This window comes from Bradyrhizobium sp. CCGB20, assembly GCF_024199855.1.
Taxonomy (GTDB): domain Bacteria; phylum Pseudomonadota; class Alphaproteobacteria; order Rhizobiales; family Xanthobacteraceae; genus Bradyrhizobium.
The window spans coordinates 5,716,085-5,730,908 of record NZ_JANADN010000001.1 but is presented as its reverse complement, the minus strand read 5'-3'; the positions used below and the strand labels follow the sequence as shown (position 1 = coordinate 5,730,908).

Here is a 14,824-nt window from a genome sequence, read left to right as displayed (position 1 = left end):
GAGGATAATAATGAACTCAACGCCGCTCTGGTTGTCGTCGCTCACGCTGGCCGCAGCTGGCGGCTGGCTCGCCGCAACGATGTTTGCCGCGCCCGCCACCAGCAAGGAGCCGCGCTTTCCGCAGCTCACCATGGCTCAGTTGGATGCCAAGCAGAAGCCGCTCGGCGAGCAGATCATGAAGGTGTCGAGCGTCGGGATCGGCGGGCCCTACAATCCCATGATCCGCAGCCCCGTGCTCGGCCAGCGCCTGTTCGACCTGTTCTATTATCTGCGCTGGGAAACCTCGGTCCCGACAAAACTCAACGAGTTTGCGATCCTGATCATCGGGCGGCAGTGGCGCTCGCAAGTGGAATGGTTCGCGCACGCGCCGCTTGCGGCCAAGGCGGGATTGTCATCCGATATCATCGCGGAGCTGAAGGCCAACAAGCGCCCGTCGAAGATGGCCGAGGACGAGACGGCGGTCTACGACTTCGTCACCGAGCTCACCACGACCAAGAAGGTTTCTGATGAGACCTACGCGCGTGCGAAGAAGCTGTTCAACGATCAGCAGATCGTCGACCTTACCGCGCTTGCCGGCAATTACGTGATGGTCGCGATGCTGCTGGCGATGGCGGAGGAGACGGTGCCGCCGGACAAGCAGGAGCCGTTCAGGCCGGGCGAGCCGTAAGGCTCGCTCTCCCGACCCGTCATTGCGAGGAGCCCGCGACAAAATTGCGGTCCCGTAGGGTGGGCAAAGGCGCGCAGCGCCGTGCCCACCATCTCTCCGTGATCTGCAATTTGGTGGGCACGCTTCGCTTTGCCCACCCTACGGCATCTCGTCTCGGACCCACTATCCCAGCTTGAACAGCGCCTGCAAGAAATCCTCCACGGCCTTCCGCGACTCCACGGCGGTCGTGGGATTGCCACCGACATGCGGATTCAGCTCGACGCAGGAATCCTTGTAGGTGAAGGGCGCGTTCGTATCGCCATTCATCAGCACGCCGCCGTCGCCTTCCTTGATCCGGCAGTTGCGCACGGTTTGCGCATTGGCCGACACCGCAACGGTGCTGACGCCGAGCAGGCCGCTGTCAAAACCGTGGGCGCTGTCGGCATATTCGGTCAGCACCACGTCGCGGCCGGCCGTCTTGAGCCGTTCGACGAACGCCCTGCAGCTCTTCACGGGATTGTAGTCATCCGGCGTGCCGTGGAAGATGCGGATCGGGCGCGCGGCGACCTCGGCGTCGCTCTGATACGTTGTCGAGCAATCCGGATAGAACGGGATGTAGGCGGCGAACTGGATGCCGGACTTGTTCCAGAGCTTGTTGAAGCGCTCCAGGCTCGCATAAAGCGTCGCCTGACCACCGCGCGAAAAACCCATCAGCACGATGCGGTCGGGATCGACACGCGGATGTTTTGCGAGGATCTCCAGCGAACGGTAGATGTCGACGATCAGGTTGAGCCGGCCGAGCAGCGCCTGGTTCGGCCCGACCACCGTCAGCCCGCGGCCGGTGAAGCCGTCGATCACGAATGTCGAGATGCCCATGGCGTTGAACGCGTGCACCCAGGCCTCGGTGGTTGCGCCGACGCCGCTCGAGCCGTGCATCAGCACCACGACGGGGAGCTTTCCGGTGCCCTGCGCCACGCGGAATTCACCCGCGACCGTCACCGGCTTGCCGGCCGCCGCATCGCCGCTCAGGAATTGCTGGTCGGAGAGGGTGAGCGAGGGGATCGGGTAGATCTCGGCGCGGGTCGCGACTTCCTTGGGAAGGGATTGTGCGTTGGCGCCAGTGAACAGGGCCGAACCGTAAAGCGTGATGAGCGTCGCAACGACGCGGAATGCCGTCGGCATCGGATCCTCCCTTATGATTATTGTTGAGTAGAACGACAGGCTTGCGCGGTGTCAATTTCGCGCCGTCAGCTTCCACAGCCTCAGGCGGTGTCGATCTTCTTCGCCGTCAGCGCCTGGTCGATCGCAAAGCCGCCGATCTCGCTCATCGCCTGTGAGATCACGTCGCCCTTGCGGGCAAAACCGGCGGAGAGGAAATCGAACTGGGTGCGTGCCAGACGCAGCATCTCGGTCGGCACGGAGACCACGGTCTCGTTGAAACTGTCGACGGAAGCGCGCAGCGTCTCGAGCTCGGTCGTGAGCTTGCCGATATGGCTCTCGGCATGTTGCATCAGGCCGAGCAGCTTGTCGCGCTCGGCGTCGAACGCCGTGCGCTCGGCCGCGGCTGCCGCGGTGACCTCGGCAAGCTGGCCGCGCAGCGCATCGAGTTGCTTGACCATGGCATCGGAGGCCATCTCACCGGCCTCGCGCAGCTCGATGTTGCGTGTATTCTCTTCGTGCTCCCGGTGATAGAGGCGTTCCGCCGAGGTCGCCCGATGCGCCAGCGACTCGATCAGGCTCGCGGCGCGCAGCAGCATCTCGCCATTCCGTCCCGACACCATGCTGGCCATGCGTCGCAGGAAGTCGGTCGTTTCGGACGATGAGCTCGGCGGCAGTGGGACGACCGTCGCGGACATGGGGTGATGCTTGCAGCCGGAAATGATGACCGCCGCCGTACCGACTGAGCCCACGCAACATTCGGCGCCTGATCGCTGGGCTTGAAGCAAGCCTGAATCGGCCGGCCCGGTCAACGGGCGAGGGCCGACAAAATGGCGGTCTCCCGCCGCACGAGCGCCGGGATCACGCGTCCTTCTGCCGCCCGATCCGGCCGAGATGGGTGAAGCCGAACCCGGCCGAATATTTCAGGCCATAGCCGAGCGCCCGGTCGAGGCCGATATGGGCGAGCCAGATCAGGGCGATGGACAGGGTGAGGGGGGAGGCGAAGCCGAAGCCCAGCGTCAACAGCGTCACCGGCGCCATGTAGCTGTGGGCGGCATTGTAGACCAGCGCCCCGAATTTGGCGTCGGCAAGGTAGGCCAGGAAGCTCAGATCGGGGACGAAGAAGAGCAGGGCGAATACCAGCCACGAGCCGTCCCAGGACGCGTAGAGCATCACCATCCCCGCGAACAGGGTCAGGCCCTCCAGCCGCAGCAGGATCTTGACGCCGCCGGTCGCCGCGCCCGTCTCGGCCGTTGCCTCATCCATCGTCGTCTCCCAGGCAAAACTTTGTAATTCCTTGCGCTTTCACGCTGCGGCAGGGCAGCCCTGCGACACCGAAAGCCGCTTCCCGGCCCGCAAAATGCCGTGTTAGAACCCCCGGCAATTGCATTTAGGCTAAGAACTGGCGGGAGCAAATGAAACATATCCTGGACGCCCTTGAAGATCGTCGCGCCGGCGCAAAGCTCGGCGGCGGGGAGAAGCGCATCGAGGCGCAGCACGCCCGCGGCAAGCTGACCGCGCGCGAGCGCATCGAGCTCTTGCTCGACAAGGGATCGTTCGAGGAATTCGACATGTTCGTCGAGCACCGCTCCACCGAGTTCGGCATGGAGAAGAGCAAGGTGCCCGGCGACGGCGTCGTCACCGGCTGGGGCACCGTCAACGGCCGCAAGACCTTTGTGTTCGCCAAGGACTTTACCGTATTCGGCGGGTCGCTCTCGGAAACGCACGCGCTTAAAATCACAAAACTCCAGGACATGGCGATGAAGGCGCGGGCGCCCATCATCGGCCTCTATGACGCGGGCGGCGCCCGCATCCAGGAAGGCGTCGCCGCGCTCGCCGGCTATTCCTACGTGTTCCGCCGCAACGTGCTGGCCTCGGGCGTGATCCCGCAGATCTCCGTCATCATGGGCCCTTGCGCCGGTGGCGACGTCTATTCGCCGGCGATGACCGACTTCATCTTCATGGTGAAGAACACCAGCTACATGTTCGTCACCGGCCCCGACGTGGTGAAGACCGTCACCAACGAGGTCGTCACGGCGGAAGAGCTCGGCGGCGCCTCGGTGCACGCGACGCGCTCCTCGATCGCCGACGGCGCCTTCGAGAACGACGTCGAGACGCTTCTGCAGATGCGGCGCCTGATCGATTTCCTGCCGTCCAACAACACCGACGGCGTGCCGGAATGGCCGAGCTTTGACGACATCGGCCGGGTCGACATGTCGCTCGACACGCTGATCCCCGACAATCCGAACAAGCCCTACGACATGAAGGAGCTGATCCTGAAGGTCGTGGACGAGGGCGATTTCTTCGAGATCGCCGACATGTTCGCCAAGAACATCGTCACCGGCTTCGGCCGCATCGCCGGCCGCACCGTCGGCTTCGTCGCCAACCAGCCGATGGTGCTGGCGGGCGTGCTCGACAGCGACGCCTCGCGCAAGGCCGCGCGTTTCGTTCGCTTTTGCGACGCCTTCAACATCCCGATCGTCACCTTCGTCGACGTGCCGGGCTTCCTGCCGGGCACCGCGCAGGAATATGGCGGCCTGATCAAGCATGGCGCGAAGCTCTTGTTCGCCTACTCACAGTGCACTGTGCCGCTGGTCACCATCATCACCCGCAAGGCCTATGGCGGCGCCTTCGACGTCATGGCCTCCAAGGAGATCGGCGCGGACATGAACTACGCCTGGCCGACCGCCCAGATCGCGGTGATGGGCGCCAAGGGCGCGGTCGAGATCATCTTCCGCTCAGACATCGGCGACCCCGACAAGATCGCCGCGCGCACCAAGGAATACGAAGACCGCTTCCTGTCCCCCTTCATCGCCGCCGAACGCGGCTACATCGACGACGTCATCATGCCGCACTCGACGCGCAAGCGCATCGCGCGGGCGCTGGCGATGCTGAAGGACAAGAAGGTGGAGACGCCGGCGAAGAAGCACGACAATTTGCCGTTGTGAGATGGACGTAGCCCGGATGAGCGCAGCGACATCCGGGTTCTTTCTCAAGTCCCGCATGTCGCTTTGCTCATGCGGGCTACTGGTTTCTTCTGATTTGGCATCGATCCAATGACCGAAGACGATCCGATCGACGAAATCTCCGACATCGAAGACCGGATCGAGCGGCTCGCCGAGATCGCCGAACGATGCAGGAAGTATATTCTCGCGTCAAAGATCGCGATCGGCAGCGGGGCCGCGCTGCTGTTGATCACGATCTTCGGCCTGTTCGGGACGGGTCAGACCGCTGCACTCGGGTCGATCGCGCTGGTGCTGGGCGGGATCGTGTCGCTTGGGTCGAACATCAGCACGTTGCGGCAGACGGTCGATGCGATCGGTGCTGCGGAGGCGCGGCGCTCGGCGCTGATCGGAACGTTCGACCTGCGCGTGGTCGCCGATACGCCGATGAAGCTGGTGTGACGCGCCGCCTTACGCGGCGGTCCTGAGCGCCAGCACCGGCAAATCCGTGCGGCACTCGGCTGCGAATGCCTGGAGGCGGTCCGCGGTCTGCTGGTCGAGGATCGCCTTTACGAGACGCTCGGCGCGGGCAAGCTGGTCCTTGAGATAGTCGATGCGGGCCATGTGTCACCTTCCGCCGCCCTGATAATTTGAGGCCATCTGCTTCGTTTCGATGGTCCTGAGCGTATGGCTGATGCCGGGTTAGTTATGTGCGGCACGTCACATTAGGTGCGAGGCTGCGTTGGTGGATTAGCCGAAGGCGTAATCCACCAACGCCTGTTTGCGCGGATGGAGGCGGATTACGCCAGCGGACTGCGCTTCGCGCAGCCGCGGGCTAATCCGCCCTACGAGCGTGCCGCATCCGCCGCCGCGAAATGCGCCATCTGGTCGGCGCGGGCTTTTGCGAATGCCGGGCGAGCCGTAGCGCGCGCGGCGTAGGCGCGGCAGGCGGGACTGTCCGTGAGCCCGTCGAACTTATCGACGACGCGCAGCACGTCCGCCATCAGGATGTCGGCGACGGAGAAAGAGCCCGCCAGCCATTCCCGTCCTGCCAGTACCGTCTCCATGTGCTTGAGGCGGAGCTTGAGGAAGTCGTCGACGAATTTCCACGCCGCCGTGTCGCTCGGATGGCCCATGAACTTCGACATCGTCCAGGGCAGGCTTGCCATCTCCACCGAATTGAGCGCGGCGAATACCCACTCCGTCGCCTCAACGCGACCGCGCGGATCTGATGGCATCAGCTTCGCGCTGAGTTCGCCCAGGTGGAGAAGGATCGCGCCGCTCTCGAAGATCGAGAGGTCGCCATCGGTCAGCCACGGCACCTGGCCGAAGGGCTGGTGCGCGAAATGCGCGGGGCTTCGATCGGCGAACGGCACGCTTGCGACGCGATAGGGCAGGGCGGCTTCTTCCAGGGCCCAGCGCACGCGGAGGTCGCGCACCAAGCCGCGCGGGGGCGGGGGAACCCAGTCGAAGGTGGTCAGAGTGAGGTCGGGCATGCGGTGTCTCCGTGCTGTCCGGCATAGGACGGATGAAGGGCGGGCGATCCGACAGGGGTAAGATGTTTTTTCGTAGGGTGGATTAGCCGAAGGCGTAATCCACCAAGGTCTGTCTCCTCGGATGGAGGCGTTGGCGGATTACGCCAGCGGACTGCGATTCGCGCAGCCGCGGGCTAATCCGCCCTACGGACCGGTGTTATTGCCCAAGCTTCGCCAGCCGGCCTTGCTTCGCCGCCTCGACCGCGCGCTCCGCATCTTCCGGCAGCAGCAACCGCTCCGCCACCTGCCGCGTGGCCTCGCGCTTCACCGCCGCGACATACGCGCCGTCATCCGCATAGCGCTCCGCGATCGACGGCCTGGGATCATGCACTTCCTTGCGCGCGGCTTCCGTCGGCGCGAACGGCACCACCGCGCCCTGCAGCGGATAGAGCGCGGTCGGACCAAAACCCTGCGCGCGCGGATTCCACGCGGTGTAGGTCGCGCGCGGCACCGCGAGCGCAAGCTGGCGGATGCCCGCGATGGCCATGCCGTCCGTGTCCGCCTTGGGCACGAACACGGGATAGCGGCCGATCTCCTTCGGCGGCAGCACGCTCTGGTCGGAGAAGGCGGCGAGCGTGTGGATGCCGGCATAGGGCAGGCCGGGGATGTCGGTCGGCACGGCGCCCTGCGCTGTGACCAGCGTGCCGTGGGCGCGCATGGGGACGCGGCTTGCGGGCGGTTTTACGCCGTCGCTGATCCAGGCGTTGAGGTCGGTGAGCAGCGCGCGCATCGGCATGCCCGCATGCATCGGGTTCTGCGGCAGCGACATCGCGGGCACGCCCTTCTTCATCACGTCGGCGGCTTCCGCGAAATGCGGTGTGCCTGTGATCATGTAGGCGCGGACGTTGTCGGGGAGGTCGAGGTGGTTGCCTGAGAGATCGGTGACCAGCAGCGAGGCATGCGAGGCCCACCATTCGTGCTCGCTGTCGGTCTGCATCACCTTCGGGCAAGTCGCCGAGAGCGAGCAGCGGCGGAGCAAACCATCGGTCTTGCCGGAATAGGGATCGCTCAGGCTGGCATAGGTGAAGGGGAAGAGATCGGCCTGCCACGCCGGATCCTGCGGATGACGCGGGTTGCGGCCGGGCTGGCCGAAGCGGACGTTTGTCGCCATCCGCCGCGTACCCGCGACATGCGGCATCAAGCCGTCGAACACCATGCGGCCCGAGAGGTCCTCGTTGAAGCCGAGATAGAGGAAGTCGCGCAGGAAGCGGCCGGATTGCGAGACGCCGAAGCCGATGGCGCGGCTGACCGACGGATGCAGGCCGTTCAGCAGCGGATTCGCCGGCGTCTCGTCGTGGCGGAGGAAGCTGACGACGTCGCGCACGGCGGCATAGCCCATGCCGAGTGGCACTGGATCGCGCGCGGTGTAGGTGATCTCGTAGAGCGCGCCGGCATCAAAGCCGTCGGGCCGGGTGATCTCAACCGTATTGGCATCGACGAGTTTTGCGGAGAGGCCGGAAGGCGTCTGCCGCGCATCGGCCCAGGCCGCGCGCACGGAGACCTTGAGGTCGGCGGCGGCGTCGGCCGCCGGCCAGGTCAGCGTCGCGCGCGCGGGATTGGTCGTGGTGTCGAAGACGATCTCTTCACGCGCCGGACCGGCGATGTTCTTGATCACCGGTGCCGTCAGCGCGAGTTGTCCGGGCTTGGAGGGGATGTCACCCTGCCAGCCGACCCAGACCATCGTAAAACCCTGGCGATGCAGGAAGCCGATGCCGGCGTCCTCGGCCTTGTCCGCAATGTTGGCGCCCGGCTGTGCGGAATCGTCGAACAATTGCGGCGCCAGCTTGCGGCCGCGATTGGGCACCTCCAGCAGCAGCGTGCCGTTGCCGTGCGTGGGATCGGTAGGCCTGAGGATCACGACGTCGGCGGTGGCCTCGACCTTGCCGTCGGGGCGACGCGGCGCGAGCGCGAGATCGGTGATGACGGCGTTGCGGTCGTCGGACGGGTTGAGCGCGAGGGTCGCGCGCGCCGTGATCCGCTCATAAGTGCCGACATCGCCGAAGCTGCGACCGGCGAAGGCGGGCACGCGTTCCAGAATGTCGAAGCGGACGATTTCGGCGATTGAGGCGGCCGGCCACAGGCATGCGATCGCGACGAGGCCGGTGATGATCCTGCGCATGGCCATTCCTTCCCTTATCGGCGCGACGGCATTGTCCGTCGCGCGGGCTTTTTGTTGCCGCGACTATAACCGTCTATGCTGCGGCCAAACAACAGGAGGAAACACATGCCCGCTGCCTACTTCGTCGTTCGTGCCATCGTCACTGACGCCAGCAAGCGCGCCGCCTTCGACACATGGTACGAGACGGAACATGTGCCCGACGCGGTGAAGGCGTTCGGCGTCAGCAAGGCCTGGCGGTTCTGGAGTTTGGACGATCCCTCGCTGCACCAGGCCATGTATCAGTTCGATGACGAGGCCAAGCTCACTGCGATGCTGAAGGGCGATGCGCTCAAGCAACTCGTTGCCGATTTCAAACGCGACTGGCCCGACGTGAAGCGCACGCGCGAGACGCTGGTGCTGGCGCAGGAGTTTGCGAGCCAGGACGCCGGAGCGTAGCCCGGCCTGAGTTCCGTAGCCCCGACGCTATTCACGAATCTGAAGGGGCGATTCAGCTTTGGTTCATGTCGTGACCGCGACACTCCCTCTGCATCACTTGCTCGATAGCCTAGAGGACATGTCATGGAGCGTCGGAACTTTTTGAAACTCGCATTCGGCGTCGCGGCCGGAGCCGCAACGTTGACTGCGACCGCACAAGCTGCGCCGTTGGCGCCGCAGCCGCTCGGTGACCCCGCGCGCATGCCGCAAGGCAATCCCGACGCCCATCCCGCCGTCACCACCAGTGAGGAAGCTTCCAAGCTGACGCCCGAACAGGTGCACTGGCATGGCCGCCACCGGGGCTGGGGCCACCGTCATTGGGGCTGGCATCGCCGGCGCTGGCACCGCCGCCATCACTGGTAAGCGCGCATCGGCCTTGTCTGAACGGGGACCGCAATTGCGGTCCCCGTTTTGATTCGGTGCGGTCCCTCCACGAGGAGACGCCAGGCGTTCAAAAAAGAAGTGGCCGCGCAGGCTGATCCCGCGCGGCCACTTTGTAACGCGAAAAGACGAGATCAGATCGGGCGGCAGCGGCCGGCGTACCAGCGGAAGCCGTAGGGGCAGACGCGGGCGCGCGGCACCACGACGACCGGCGCCGGGGCGACCACGATGGGGGCGGGACGGACAACAACGGGGCCGCGGATCGGGCGGCAGCCGCCATAGGGACCACGAGCCCAGCCAGGGCCGCACCCCTGCATGGCGCTGGCTGCGTCGCTGAAACCGACGGCCGCGCTGGCGAGCATGACGGCGGCGAACAGATATTTCATTTGATCTTCCTTCTCGTCCTTGGGGGCAAGTCTTTGGGGGCTCGGCGCTTGCGGCGCACAATCAATCAAAACACACGATTCGACATGTTAAATTTTGCAACATGTCGACGCGGCGCGATCCAAACCTGCCAATCATGACCTGAATGCGGCATGAACGTTCCCCGCATGCGGCTTCAGGCGACGCCAATGGCGCTGGAGCCCCGTTCCGATAGAATTGGAAAGGGGGTTCCAGATTCCCTATTTTGACGCGTTTTCTTGACGCGAACTGGGATCCGCTTCGTTCGAAGACGCTCTAGCGGCCGAGAAAGCCCAGCACCAGCTCCTTGTACTTCTCCGGCGCTTCCAGGAACACGAGGTGGCCGGTGTCCGGGACCACCTCGGCCCGCGCATTCGGCATCTTCGCGGCAAGCGCCTTGGCGAGCTCGGCGTTCTGGCCCATCTTCGCGCGCAGCGCCTCCGGTGCGTTCGGTCGGCCCGGCGCGTTGTGATCGTCGGCGCCCATGATGAACAGCGTCGGCTCGGTGATCAGCGCGACCTCGTGCGCCACCGGCTCGCGGTAGATCATCTGGCCGGAGCTGACGAATGCGCGCAGCCAGCGCGGATAGTCGGGGCTGCCCTTGATGTTGAAGCGGGCGTCGATGAACGGGGTGATCGCGTCCGGCGGCAGCTTGATCGCGTAGTTGGTCTGGAGCTGCTTGCGATAGCCCTCGGCGGTGAGCTTGTCCTCGCTTTCGATGATCTTCTCGGTCGGCGTCGGCGGCACGTAGAGGCGGTAGTCTTCCAGCCCGATTGGGGCCGTCAGAACAAGGTGGGCGACGCGGTCCGGATAGGCGCGGGCGATGCGCACCCCCAGCATGCCGCCGAGCGAATGGGCGACGATCTCGGCCTTGTCGATCTTGAGATGATCGAGCAGCGCGATGGTGTTGCGCGCCAGATTGTCGAAATGCAGCTCGCCCGTCGGTTTGGAGGATTTGCCGAAGCCGATCTGGTCCGGCACCACGACGCGATAACCCGCCTCGTTCAGCATCCTGATGACCGGCGCCCAATAGCTCGACGGAAAATTGCGCCCGTGCAGCAGCACCACGGTGCGGCCGTTCGGCTGCTGAGGCGCGACGTCCATGTAGGCCATGGCGAGCTGCTCGCCGTCATTGACAACCGGCAGCAGATGCACGGGATAGGGATAGGCAAAGCCTTCGAGCGCGATGCCGTAGGGCTCGCGCGGAGCGGTGTCGGCAGCGTGGGTGGATGTCAGCGGGGAAGCGAGGAGGGCGGCGGCGAGCGCGGCCGGGAGGAGGCGGTGCATAGGGAAGGGCTCTGGTTAGGATTGGCGCTGCGAGACAAAGTCTCCGTCATGCCCGGGCAGTAGCGCGAAGCACGTCTTCGCGCAGACATCCCGGGCATCCACGTGCCAGCCGCAATAAAGACGTGGATGGCCGGGTCAAGCCCGGCCATGACGACAACAGGAGTTCACACGCAAATGTGCGATCTCATGCGGCGGGCGTGATCAATCTTTCCCGAACAGCGTCGCAAATTGCTTCTCGCCGGTGCGGGTGAAGTTCACCACGCGGCTGCCGGGCGTGGCGTCGCGCGCGGCCCATTTCAGCTCATTGAAGCGCTGCATCATGGCCGCGCCCAGCGTGCCGGCGAGATGGTGGCGGCGCTCGCTCCAGTCGAGGCAGGCCTTGCACACCGGGCGGCGAGGATGGGTCAGCATCTCGGACGAGATCTGCAAATGCTTGGCGAGGAAGCGCTCGCCTTCGGCCGTCAGCTCGATGTCCTGCTTCTTCTGCCGCACCAGGTTTCGCGCGCGCAGGCTGTCGAGCATCTGCACGCCGAGATCGCCGGCGAGGTGGTCGTAGCAGATCCGCGCGCGCCGCAGCGCCGGGTCCTTCGGCCCGGTGCGCACGCGCATGTGGCCAGTCCGCGCGGCAAGCCCCGCAAGCCCTTCGAGCACGCCGGCGACGTCGTCATCGGTGAGGCGGTAGTAGCGGTGGCGGCCCTGCTTCTCAGGCTCGACCAGCCCGCCGGCCTCGAGTTTGGCCAGATGCGAGCTCGCGGTCTGCGGCGTGATGCCAGCCTCCTGCGCCAGCTCGCTCGCGGTCAGCGCGCGGCCGTTCATCAGCGCGGTGAGCATGTTGGCGCGTGCGGGATCGCCGACCAGCGAGGCGACCATGGCGATGTCAGGGCCTGATTTCATGCTTCGATGGTAGCCGAAGCATTGTGGTGGGGCAAGCGCGTAGCTTGTCTCTGCGAACACGTCATTGCGAGCGAAGCGAAGCAATCCAGACTGCTTCAGCGGCGACGGTTTCGTTTTGCCCGTTGCACATACAAATCAGGAGCCCATCATGTCCGTCACCGTCTTCATCCGCTACCAGCTCGATCCCTTCAAACGTGCGCAGTTCGAGGAGTACTCGAAGCGCTGGCTCACCATCATCCCGAAATGCGGCGGCGACCTGATCGGCTATTTCATGCCGCATGAGGGCACCAACAACATCGCGTTCGCGCTGATCACTTTCGAGAGTCTGGCCGCCTACGAGGCCTATCGCGCCCGCCTGCGGCAGGACGCGGAGGGGATGGCCAACTTCCATTTTGCCGAGGAGCACAAATTCATCCTCGCGGAAGAGCGCACGTTCCTGCGCCAAGTGGCCTTGTAAGTGGTATTGTAGGCCATCAACGACAGGAGACGCCCATGATCGCTGTGATCTTCGAGGTCTGGCCCAAGCCCGAACACCGCCAGGATTATTTCGACCTCGCGGCCGATTTGAAACCGATCCTCCAAACCATCGACGGCTTCATCTCGGTCGAGCGTTTCGAGAGCCTGACCGAGAAGGGCAAGATCCTGTCGGTGTCGTTCTGGCGCGACGAGGCGGCGGTTCAGGCGTGGCGCAACACGATGGAGCACCGGCGCACGCAGGCGAAGGGCAGGGCAAAAATCTTCGCCGATTACCATCTGCGCATCGCCAGCGTCATCCGCGACTACGGCATGAATGATCGGGACGAGGCGCCGAAGGACAGCCGCGCCGTGCACGACGCGCACTAGCGCCTCGCGTGAAGCATCCCCATCTCTGCGCGGCCAACAAGGGAGAGAAACATGCACGTGACGACCGCCGACAAGCGCGCGACGTTCAAGAAGATGCACGAGAGCGGCTGCTTCATCCTGCCCAATCCGGTCGATGTCGGCAGCGCCAAGGCGTTGCAGCATCTCGGTTTCAAGGCGCTTGCCTCGTCCAGCGCGGGCTTCGCCTGGACCATCGGCAAGGCCGACAACCACGTCACCGTCGAGGACGTCTGTCAGCATCTGGCAGCATTGTGCTCGGCCGTCGACATCCCCATCAACGCCGATTTCGAGGGCGGCTTTGCCGTCGAGCCGGACAAGGTCGCGGACAATGTCGAGCGCGGTGTGCGCACCGGCGTCGCCGGCCTGTCGATCGAGGATTCCACCGGTGACAAGGACAGGCCGCTCTACGAGCGCGCACTCGCGGTCGAGCGTATCAAGGCCTCGCGCAAGGCGATCGGCGACAGCGGCACGCTGCTGGTCGGCCGCTGCGAGGCGTATTTGTGGGGCGTGACCGACCTCAAGCTCGTCATCGACCGGCTCACCGCTTACGCCGACGCCGGCGCGGACTGTCTCTACGCGCCGGGCCTGAAGACGCGCGAGGACATCGCCGCGGTGGTGAAGGCTGTCGCACCAAAGCCGTTCAACCTGCTGATCGGCGCCTCTGGCCTGTCCTTGCAGGAGGCGGAAGATCTCGGCGTGCGCCGGATCAGCGTCGGCGGCTCGCTTGCCCGCGCCGCCTGGGGCGGCTTCATGCGCGCCGCAAAGGAGATGGCGGAGAAGGGGACCTTTACCGAGCTCGGCAGTGGCTATCCCGGCGGCGAGCTCAACAAGATGTTCAGCTAGCGGCAAAACGAAAGCGGCGGGATGTGAGGTCCCGCCGCAGTCGCACGTCGTTACAAATCTTTACTTCGCGCCGTCAGACGGCGTCTGCGTATCCGGAGCCGGCTTGCTCGGCGCGGCGCCGGTGGTCACGCCGGGTCCCGTGTTGTTGCGCGGCGTCACGTCACGCATGCCGGGAGGGGCGGCCGGGTTAGCTGGTGGAGCCTGCTGGGCGGTCTGTGTCGCAGGCGTATTGCTCGCCTGGTTGCCGGTGCCCGTGTTGTTCAGGCCGTAGAACACGGCACCAAGAACCACCGCAATGGCAACAGCGAACAGCGCTACCTTGCCACTGGAGGCGGGGCCTTCGCCAAGCTCGGGATCGGCCTGAAGCTCGGCATCCCGTCGCGCCGCACGGACATACTCATCATCGGCGAGATTCGGGCGATACGGATCGTTGGGAAAACGGTCGTCAGCCATCGATTGGGTCTCCTCGACTATTGCGGCTGGACAACCCTTAGATGCGAGATTCTGTTCCGCCCTCTTTAGTGCTTTCGTCGCATGTTGCCCTCACGCGAGGAATCGGGAACCTGTTCAGCTTGGAACCGTGCGCCGGTTCCATCGAGGGGAAAAGGGAACAAAGCGATGTGGAGCTTGCCGCCGAGCGATAGCGTGCTGCATCTGTTGTCGCTGATCGCGGTCGCAGCGCAAGGCATGACCGCCGCGCTCGCGGCCGGCCGCCGCAGCATGGACTGGTTAGGGGTCTGCTTCCTCGGCTGCATCACCGCGCTCGGCGGCGGCACCTTGCGCGATCTCTTCCTCGGGCACTATCCGCTGGCCTGGGTCGCAAATCCGATCTATCTCGCGCTGGCGGGCGGCGCCGCCTTCCTCACCATTTTGATCGCGCGACTCGTGCACCGGCTGAAGGTCGCCTTCATCGTGCTCGACGCGATCGGCCTCGTCGTCTTCACCATGGCCGGCTGCGACATCGCCTGGCAGATGGGTGCCACGCTGCCCATCGTCATCGTCTCCGGTATGGTCACGGGCTGCGCGGGCGGCGTGTTGCGCGACGTGCTCTGCAACGACGTGCCGCTACTGTTCCGCTCCGAACTCTACGCCAGCGTCTCGGTCGTTACCGGCCTGTTCTACGCCACCGCCTTCGGCCTCAAGCTCAATGCCGAGCTCTGGACCATCTTGACCTTCGTCCTCGGCATCAGCTTCCGCTTGCTGGCCGTGCGCTACAAATGGGAGATGCCGAAGTTCGTGTTCACGGGCGAGGAGGAGAGGTAGCGGTTCTGTCATCCACGTC

19 protein-coding genes are annotated in these 14,824 nt (G+C 64.9%); 9 read left to right on the top strand and 10 right to left on the bottom strand.

Annotated elements, in window-relative coordinates:
* Positions 1 to 10: 10 nt before the first annotated feature.
* Entirely contained in the window at positions 11 to 667 is a 657-nt protein-coding gene (locus NLM15_RS26820) for a carboxymuconolactone decarboxylase family protein (RefSeq protein WP_254120426.1), read from the top strand.
* A 162-nt stretch (positions 668 to 829) separates the two neighbouring features.
* Here NLM15_RS26820 and NLM15_RS26815 read toward each other — a convergent pair whose 3' ends face one another.
* The 3 genes from NLM15_RS26815 to NLM15_RS26805 all read right to left on the bottom strand — a co-directional run bounded on the left by NLM15_RS26815 (position 830) and on the right by NLM15_RS26805 (position 3,070).
* Entirely contained in the window at positions 830 to 1,828 is a 999-nt protein-coding gene (locus tag NLM15_RS26815) for a dienelactone hydrolase family protein (protein WP_254120425.1), read from the bottom strand.
* An 80-nt stretch (positions 1,829 to 1,908) separates the two neighbouring features.
* Positions 1,909 to 2,502: a hypothetical protein gene (locus NLM15_RS26810; protein WP_254120423.1), complete on the bottom strand. Its 594-nt coding sequence runs from the start codon at positions 2,500 to 2,502 to the stop codon at positions 1,909 to 1,911.
* A 163-nt stretch (positions 2,503 to 2,665) separates the two neighbouring features.
* Positions 2,666 to 3,070 (bottom strand): DUF4260 domain-containing protein, encoded by a 405-nt coding sequence (locus NLM15_RS26805; RefSeq protein WP_254120421.1) that lies wholly within the window; start codon positions 3,068 to 3,070, stop codon positions 2,666 to 2,668.
* A 149-nt stretch (positions 3,071 to 3,219) separates the two neighbouring features.
* On the opposite strand from NLM15_RS26805, the gene NLM15_RS26800 reads away from it, so the two are divergent.
* Positions 3,220 to 4,752, top strand: coding sequence for an acyl-CoA carboxylase subunit beta (locus tag NLM15_RS26800; protein ID WP_097658763.1), 1,533 nt, complete (start codon positions 3,220 to 3,222; stop codon positions 4,750 to 4,752).
* A 108-nt stretch (positions 4,753 to 4,860) separates the two neighbouring features.
* Complete coding sequence (locus tag NLM15_RS26795; RefSeq protein WP_254120420.1) at positions 4,861 to 5,208, top strand: hypothetical protein; 348 nt, start codon at positions 4,861 to 4,863, stop codon at positions 5,206 to 5,208.
* Positions 5,209 to 5,217: 9 nt separating this feature from the next.
* Here the strand turns inward: NLM15_RS26795 and NLM15_RS26790 are convergent, their stop codons facing one another.
* The 3 genes from NLM15_RS26790 to NLM15_RS26780 all read right to left on the bottom strand — a co-directional run bounded on the left by NLM15_RS26790 (position 5,218) and on the right by NLM15_RS26780 (position 8,400).
* The gene (locus NLM15_RS26790) at positions 5,218 to 5,370 is read right to left on the bottom strand and encodes a hypothetical protein (protein ID WP_254120418.1); all 153 of its coding nucleotides are present in this window, start codon (positions 5,368 to 5,370) and stop codon (positions 5,218 to 5,220) included.
* A 221-nt stretch (positions 5,371 to 5,591) separates the two neighbouring features.
* Positions 5,592 to 6,242 carry a glutathione S-transferase family protein gene (locus NLM15_RS26785; protein WP_254120416.1) on the bottom strand — a complete coding sequence of 217 codons (651 nt, stop codon included), beginning with the start codon at positions 6,240 to 6,242 and terminating at the stop codon, positions 5,592 to 5,594.
* Between the two features lie 196 nt (positions 6,243 to 6,438).
* Complete coding sequence (locus NLM15_RS26780; protein ID WP_254120415.1) at positions 6,439 to 8,400, bottom strand: alpha/beta hydrolase domain-containing protein; 1,962 nt, start codon at positions 8,398 to 8,400, stop codon at positions 6,439 to 6,441.
* A gap of 105 nt (positions 8,401 to 8,505) precedes the next feature.
* Here NLM15_RS26780 and NLM15_RS26775 point away from each other — a divergent pair, with 105 nt between their 5' ends.
* Positions 8,506 to 8,835: a hypothetical protein gene (locus tag NLM15_RS26775; RefSeq protein WP_254120414.1), complete on the top strand. Its 330-nt coding sequence runs from the start codon at positions 8,506 to 8,508 to the stop codon at positions 8,833 to 8,835.
* A 123-nt stretch (positions 8,836 to 8,958) separates the two neighbouring features.
* On the top strand, positions 8,959 to 9,237 hold the full coding sequence (locus NLM15_RS26770; RefSeq protein ID WP_254120413.1) for a twin-arginine translocation signal domain-containing protein: 279 nt from the start codon (positions 8,959 to 8,961) through the stop codon (positions 9,235 to 9,237).
* 152 nt (positions 9,238 to 9,389) lie between these two features.
* On the opposite strand, the gene NLM15_RS26765 is transcribed toward NLM15_RS26770, so the two are convergent.
* The 3 genes from NLM15_RS26765 to NLM15_RS26755 all read right to left on the bottom strand — a co-directional run bounded on the left by NLM15_RS26765 (position 9,390) and on the right by NLM15_RS26755 (position 11,838).
* A complete protein-coding gene (locus NLM15_RS26765) occupies positions 9,390 to 9,641 on the bottom strand; it encodes a GCG_CRPN prefix-to-repeats domain-containing protein (RefSeq protein WP_254120412.1) in 252 nt (83 codons plus the stop codon).
* Between the two features lie 292 nt (positions 9,642 to 9,933).
* Positions 9,934 to 10,944: an alpha/beta fold hydrolase gene (locus NLM15_RS26760; RefSeq protein WP_254120411.1), complete on the bottom strand. Its 1,011-nt coding sequence runs from the start codon at positions 10,942 to 10,944 to the stop codon at positions 9,934 to 9,936.
* A gap of 201 nt (positions 10,945 to 11,145) precedes the next feature.
* Positions 11,146 to 11,838 (bottom strand): helix-turn-helix transcriptional regulator, encoded by a 693-nt coding sequence (locus NLM15_RS26755; RefSeq protein ID WP_254120410.1) that lies wholly within the window; start codon positions 11,836 to 11,838, stop codon positions 11,146 to 11,148.
* A gap of 148 nt (positions 11,839 to 11,986) precedes the next feature.
* Between NLM15_RS26755 and NLM15_RS26750 the strand changes: the two genes are divergently transcribed.
* From NLM15_RS26750 to NLM15_RS26740, 3 genes are read left to right on the top strand one after another with little or no spacing between them, the layout of a single operon-like run.
* Entirely contained in the window at positions 11,987 to 12,295 is a 309-nt protein-coding gene (locus tag NLM15_RS26750) for an NIPSNAP family protein (protein WP_254120409.1), read from the top strand.
* A 35-nt stretch (positions 12,296 to 12,330) separates the two neighbouring features.
* Complete coding sequence (locus NLM15_RS26745) at positions 12,331 to 12,681, top strand: antibiotic biosynthesis monooxygenase (protein WP_254120408.1); 351 nt, start codon at positions 12,331 to 12,333, stop codon at positions 12,679 to 12,681.
* Positions 12,682 to 12,732: 51 nt separating this feature from the next.
* Positions 12,733 to 13,542 carry an oxaloacetate decarboxylase gene (locus NLM15_RS26740; protein ID WP_254120407.1) on the top strand — a complete coding sequence of 270 codons (810 nt, stop codon included), beginning with the start codon at positions 12,733 to 12,735 and terminating at the stop codon, positions 13,540 to 13,542.
* A gap of 60 nt (positions 13,543 to 13,602) precedes the next feature.
* On the opposite strand, the gene NLM15_RS26735 is transcribed toward NLM15_RS26740, so the two are convergent.
* Positions 13,603 to 13,995, bottom strand: coding sequence for a hypothetical protein (locus NLM15_RS26735; protein WP_254120406.1), 393 nt, complete (start codon positions 13,993 to 13,995; stop codon positions 13,603 to 13,605).
* Positions 13,996 to 14,160: 165 nt separating this feature from the next.
* On the opposite strand from NLM15_RS26735, the gene NLM15_RS26730 reads away from it, so the two are divergent.
* Positions 14,161 to 14,805 carry a trimeric intracellular cation channel family protein gene (locus NLM15_RS26730; RefSeq protein WP_254120405.1) on the top strand — a complete coding sequence of 215 codons (645 nt, stop codon included), beginning with the start codon at positions 14,161 to 14,163 and terminating at the stop codon, positions 14,803 to 14,805.
* The last annotated feature ends 19 nt before the right edge of the window (positions 14,806 to 14,824 follow it).

What these genes read in the sequence shown, in the direction of transcription:
- NLM15_RS26820 (WP_254120426.1), top strand. Translation starts at nt 11, where the DNA reads ATGAACTCAACGCCGCTCTGGTTGTCGTCGCTCACGCTGGCCGCAGCT.
- NLM15_RS26815 (WP_254120425.1), bottom strand. Translation starts at nt 1,828, where the DNA reads ATGCCGACGGCATTCCGCGTCGTTGCGACGCTCATCACGCTTTACGGT.
- NLM15_RS26810 (WP_254120423.1), bottom strand. Translation starts at nt 2,502, where the DNA reads ATGTCCGCGACGGTCGTCCCACTGCCGCCGAGCTCATCGTCCGAAACG.
- NLM15_RS26805 (WP_254120421.1), bottom strand. Translation starts at nt 3,070, where the DNA reads ATGGATGAGGCAACGGCCGAGACGGGCGCGGCGACCGGCGGCGTCAAG.
- NLM15_RS26800 (WP_097658763.1), top strand. Translation starts at nt 3,220, where the DNA reads ATGAAACATATCCTGGACGCCCTTGAAGATCGTCGCGCCGGCGCAAAG.
- NLM15_RS26795 (WP_254120420.1), top strand. Translation starts at nt 4,861, where the DNA reads ATGACCGAAGACGATCCGATCGACGAAATCTCCGACATCGAAGACCGG.
- NLM15_RS26790 (WP_254120418.1), bottom strand. Translation starts at nt 5,370, where the DNA reads ATGGCCCGCATCGACTATCTCAAGGACCAGCTTGCCCGCGCCGAGCGT.
- NLM15_RS26785 (WP_254120416.1), bottom strand. Translation starts at nt 6,242, where the DNA reads ATGCCCGACCTCACTCTGACCACCTTCGACTGGGTTCCCCCGCCCCCG.
- NLM15_RS26780 (WP_254120415.1), bottom strand. Translation starts at nt 8,400, where the DNA reads ATGCGCAGGATCATCACCGGCCTCGTCGCGATCGCATGCCTGTGGCCG.
- NLM15_RS26775 (WP_254120414.1), top strand. Translation starts at nt 8,506, where the DNA reads ATGCCCGCTGCCTACTTCGTCGTTCGTGCCATCGTCACTGACGCCAGC.
- NLM15_RS26770 (WP_254120413.1), top strand. Translation starts at nt 8,959, where the DNA reads ATGGAGCGTCGGAACTTTTTGAAACTCGCATTCGGCGTCGCGGCCGGA.
- NLM15_RS26765 (WP_254120412.1), bottom strand. Translation starts at nt 9,641, where the DNA reads ATGAAATATCTGTTCGCCGCCGTCATGCTCGCCAGCGCGGCCGTCGGT.
- NLM15_RS26760 (WP_254120411.1), bottom strand. Translation starts at nt 10,944, where the DNA reads ATGCACCGCCTCCTCCCGGCCGCGCTCGCCGCCGCCCTCCTCGCTTCC.
- NLM15_RS26755 (WP_254120410.1), bottom strand. Translation starts at nt 11,838, where the DNA reads ATGAAATCAGGCCCTGACATCGCCATGGTCGCCTCGCTGGTCGGCGAT.
- NLM15_RS26750 (WP_254120409.1), top strand. Translation starts at nt 11,987, where the DNA reads ATGTCCGTCACCGTCTTCATCCGCTACCAGCTCGATCCCTTCAAACGT.
- NLM15_RS26745 (WP_254120408.1), top strand. Translation starts at nt 12,331, where the DNA reads ATGATCGCTGTGATCTTCGAGGTCTGGCCCAAGCCCGAACACCGCCAG.
- NLM15_RS26740 (WP_254120407.1), top strand. Translation starts at nt 12,733, where the DNA reads ATGCACGTGACGACCGCCGACAAGCGCGCGACGTTCAAGAAGATGCAC.
- NLM15_RS26735 (WP_254120406.1), bottom strand. Translation starts at nt 13,995, where the DNA reads ATGGCTGACGACCGTTTTCCCAACGATCCGTATCGCCCGAATCTCGCC.
- NLM15_RS26730 (WP_254120405.1), top strand. Translation starts at nt 14,161, where the DNA reads ATGTGGAGCTTGCCGCCGAGCGATAGCGTGCTGCATCTGTTGTCGCTG.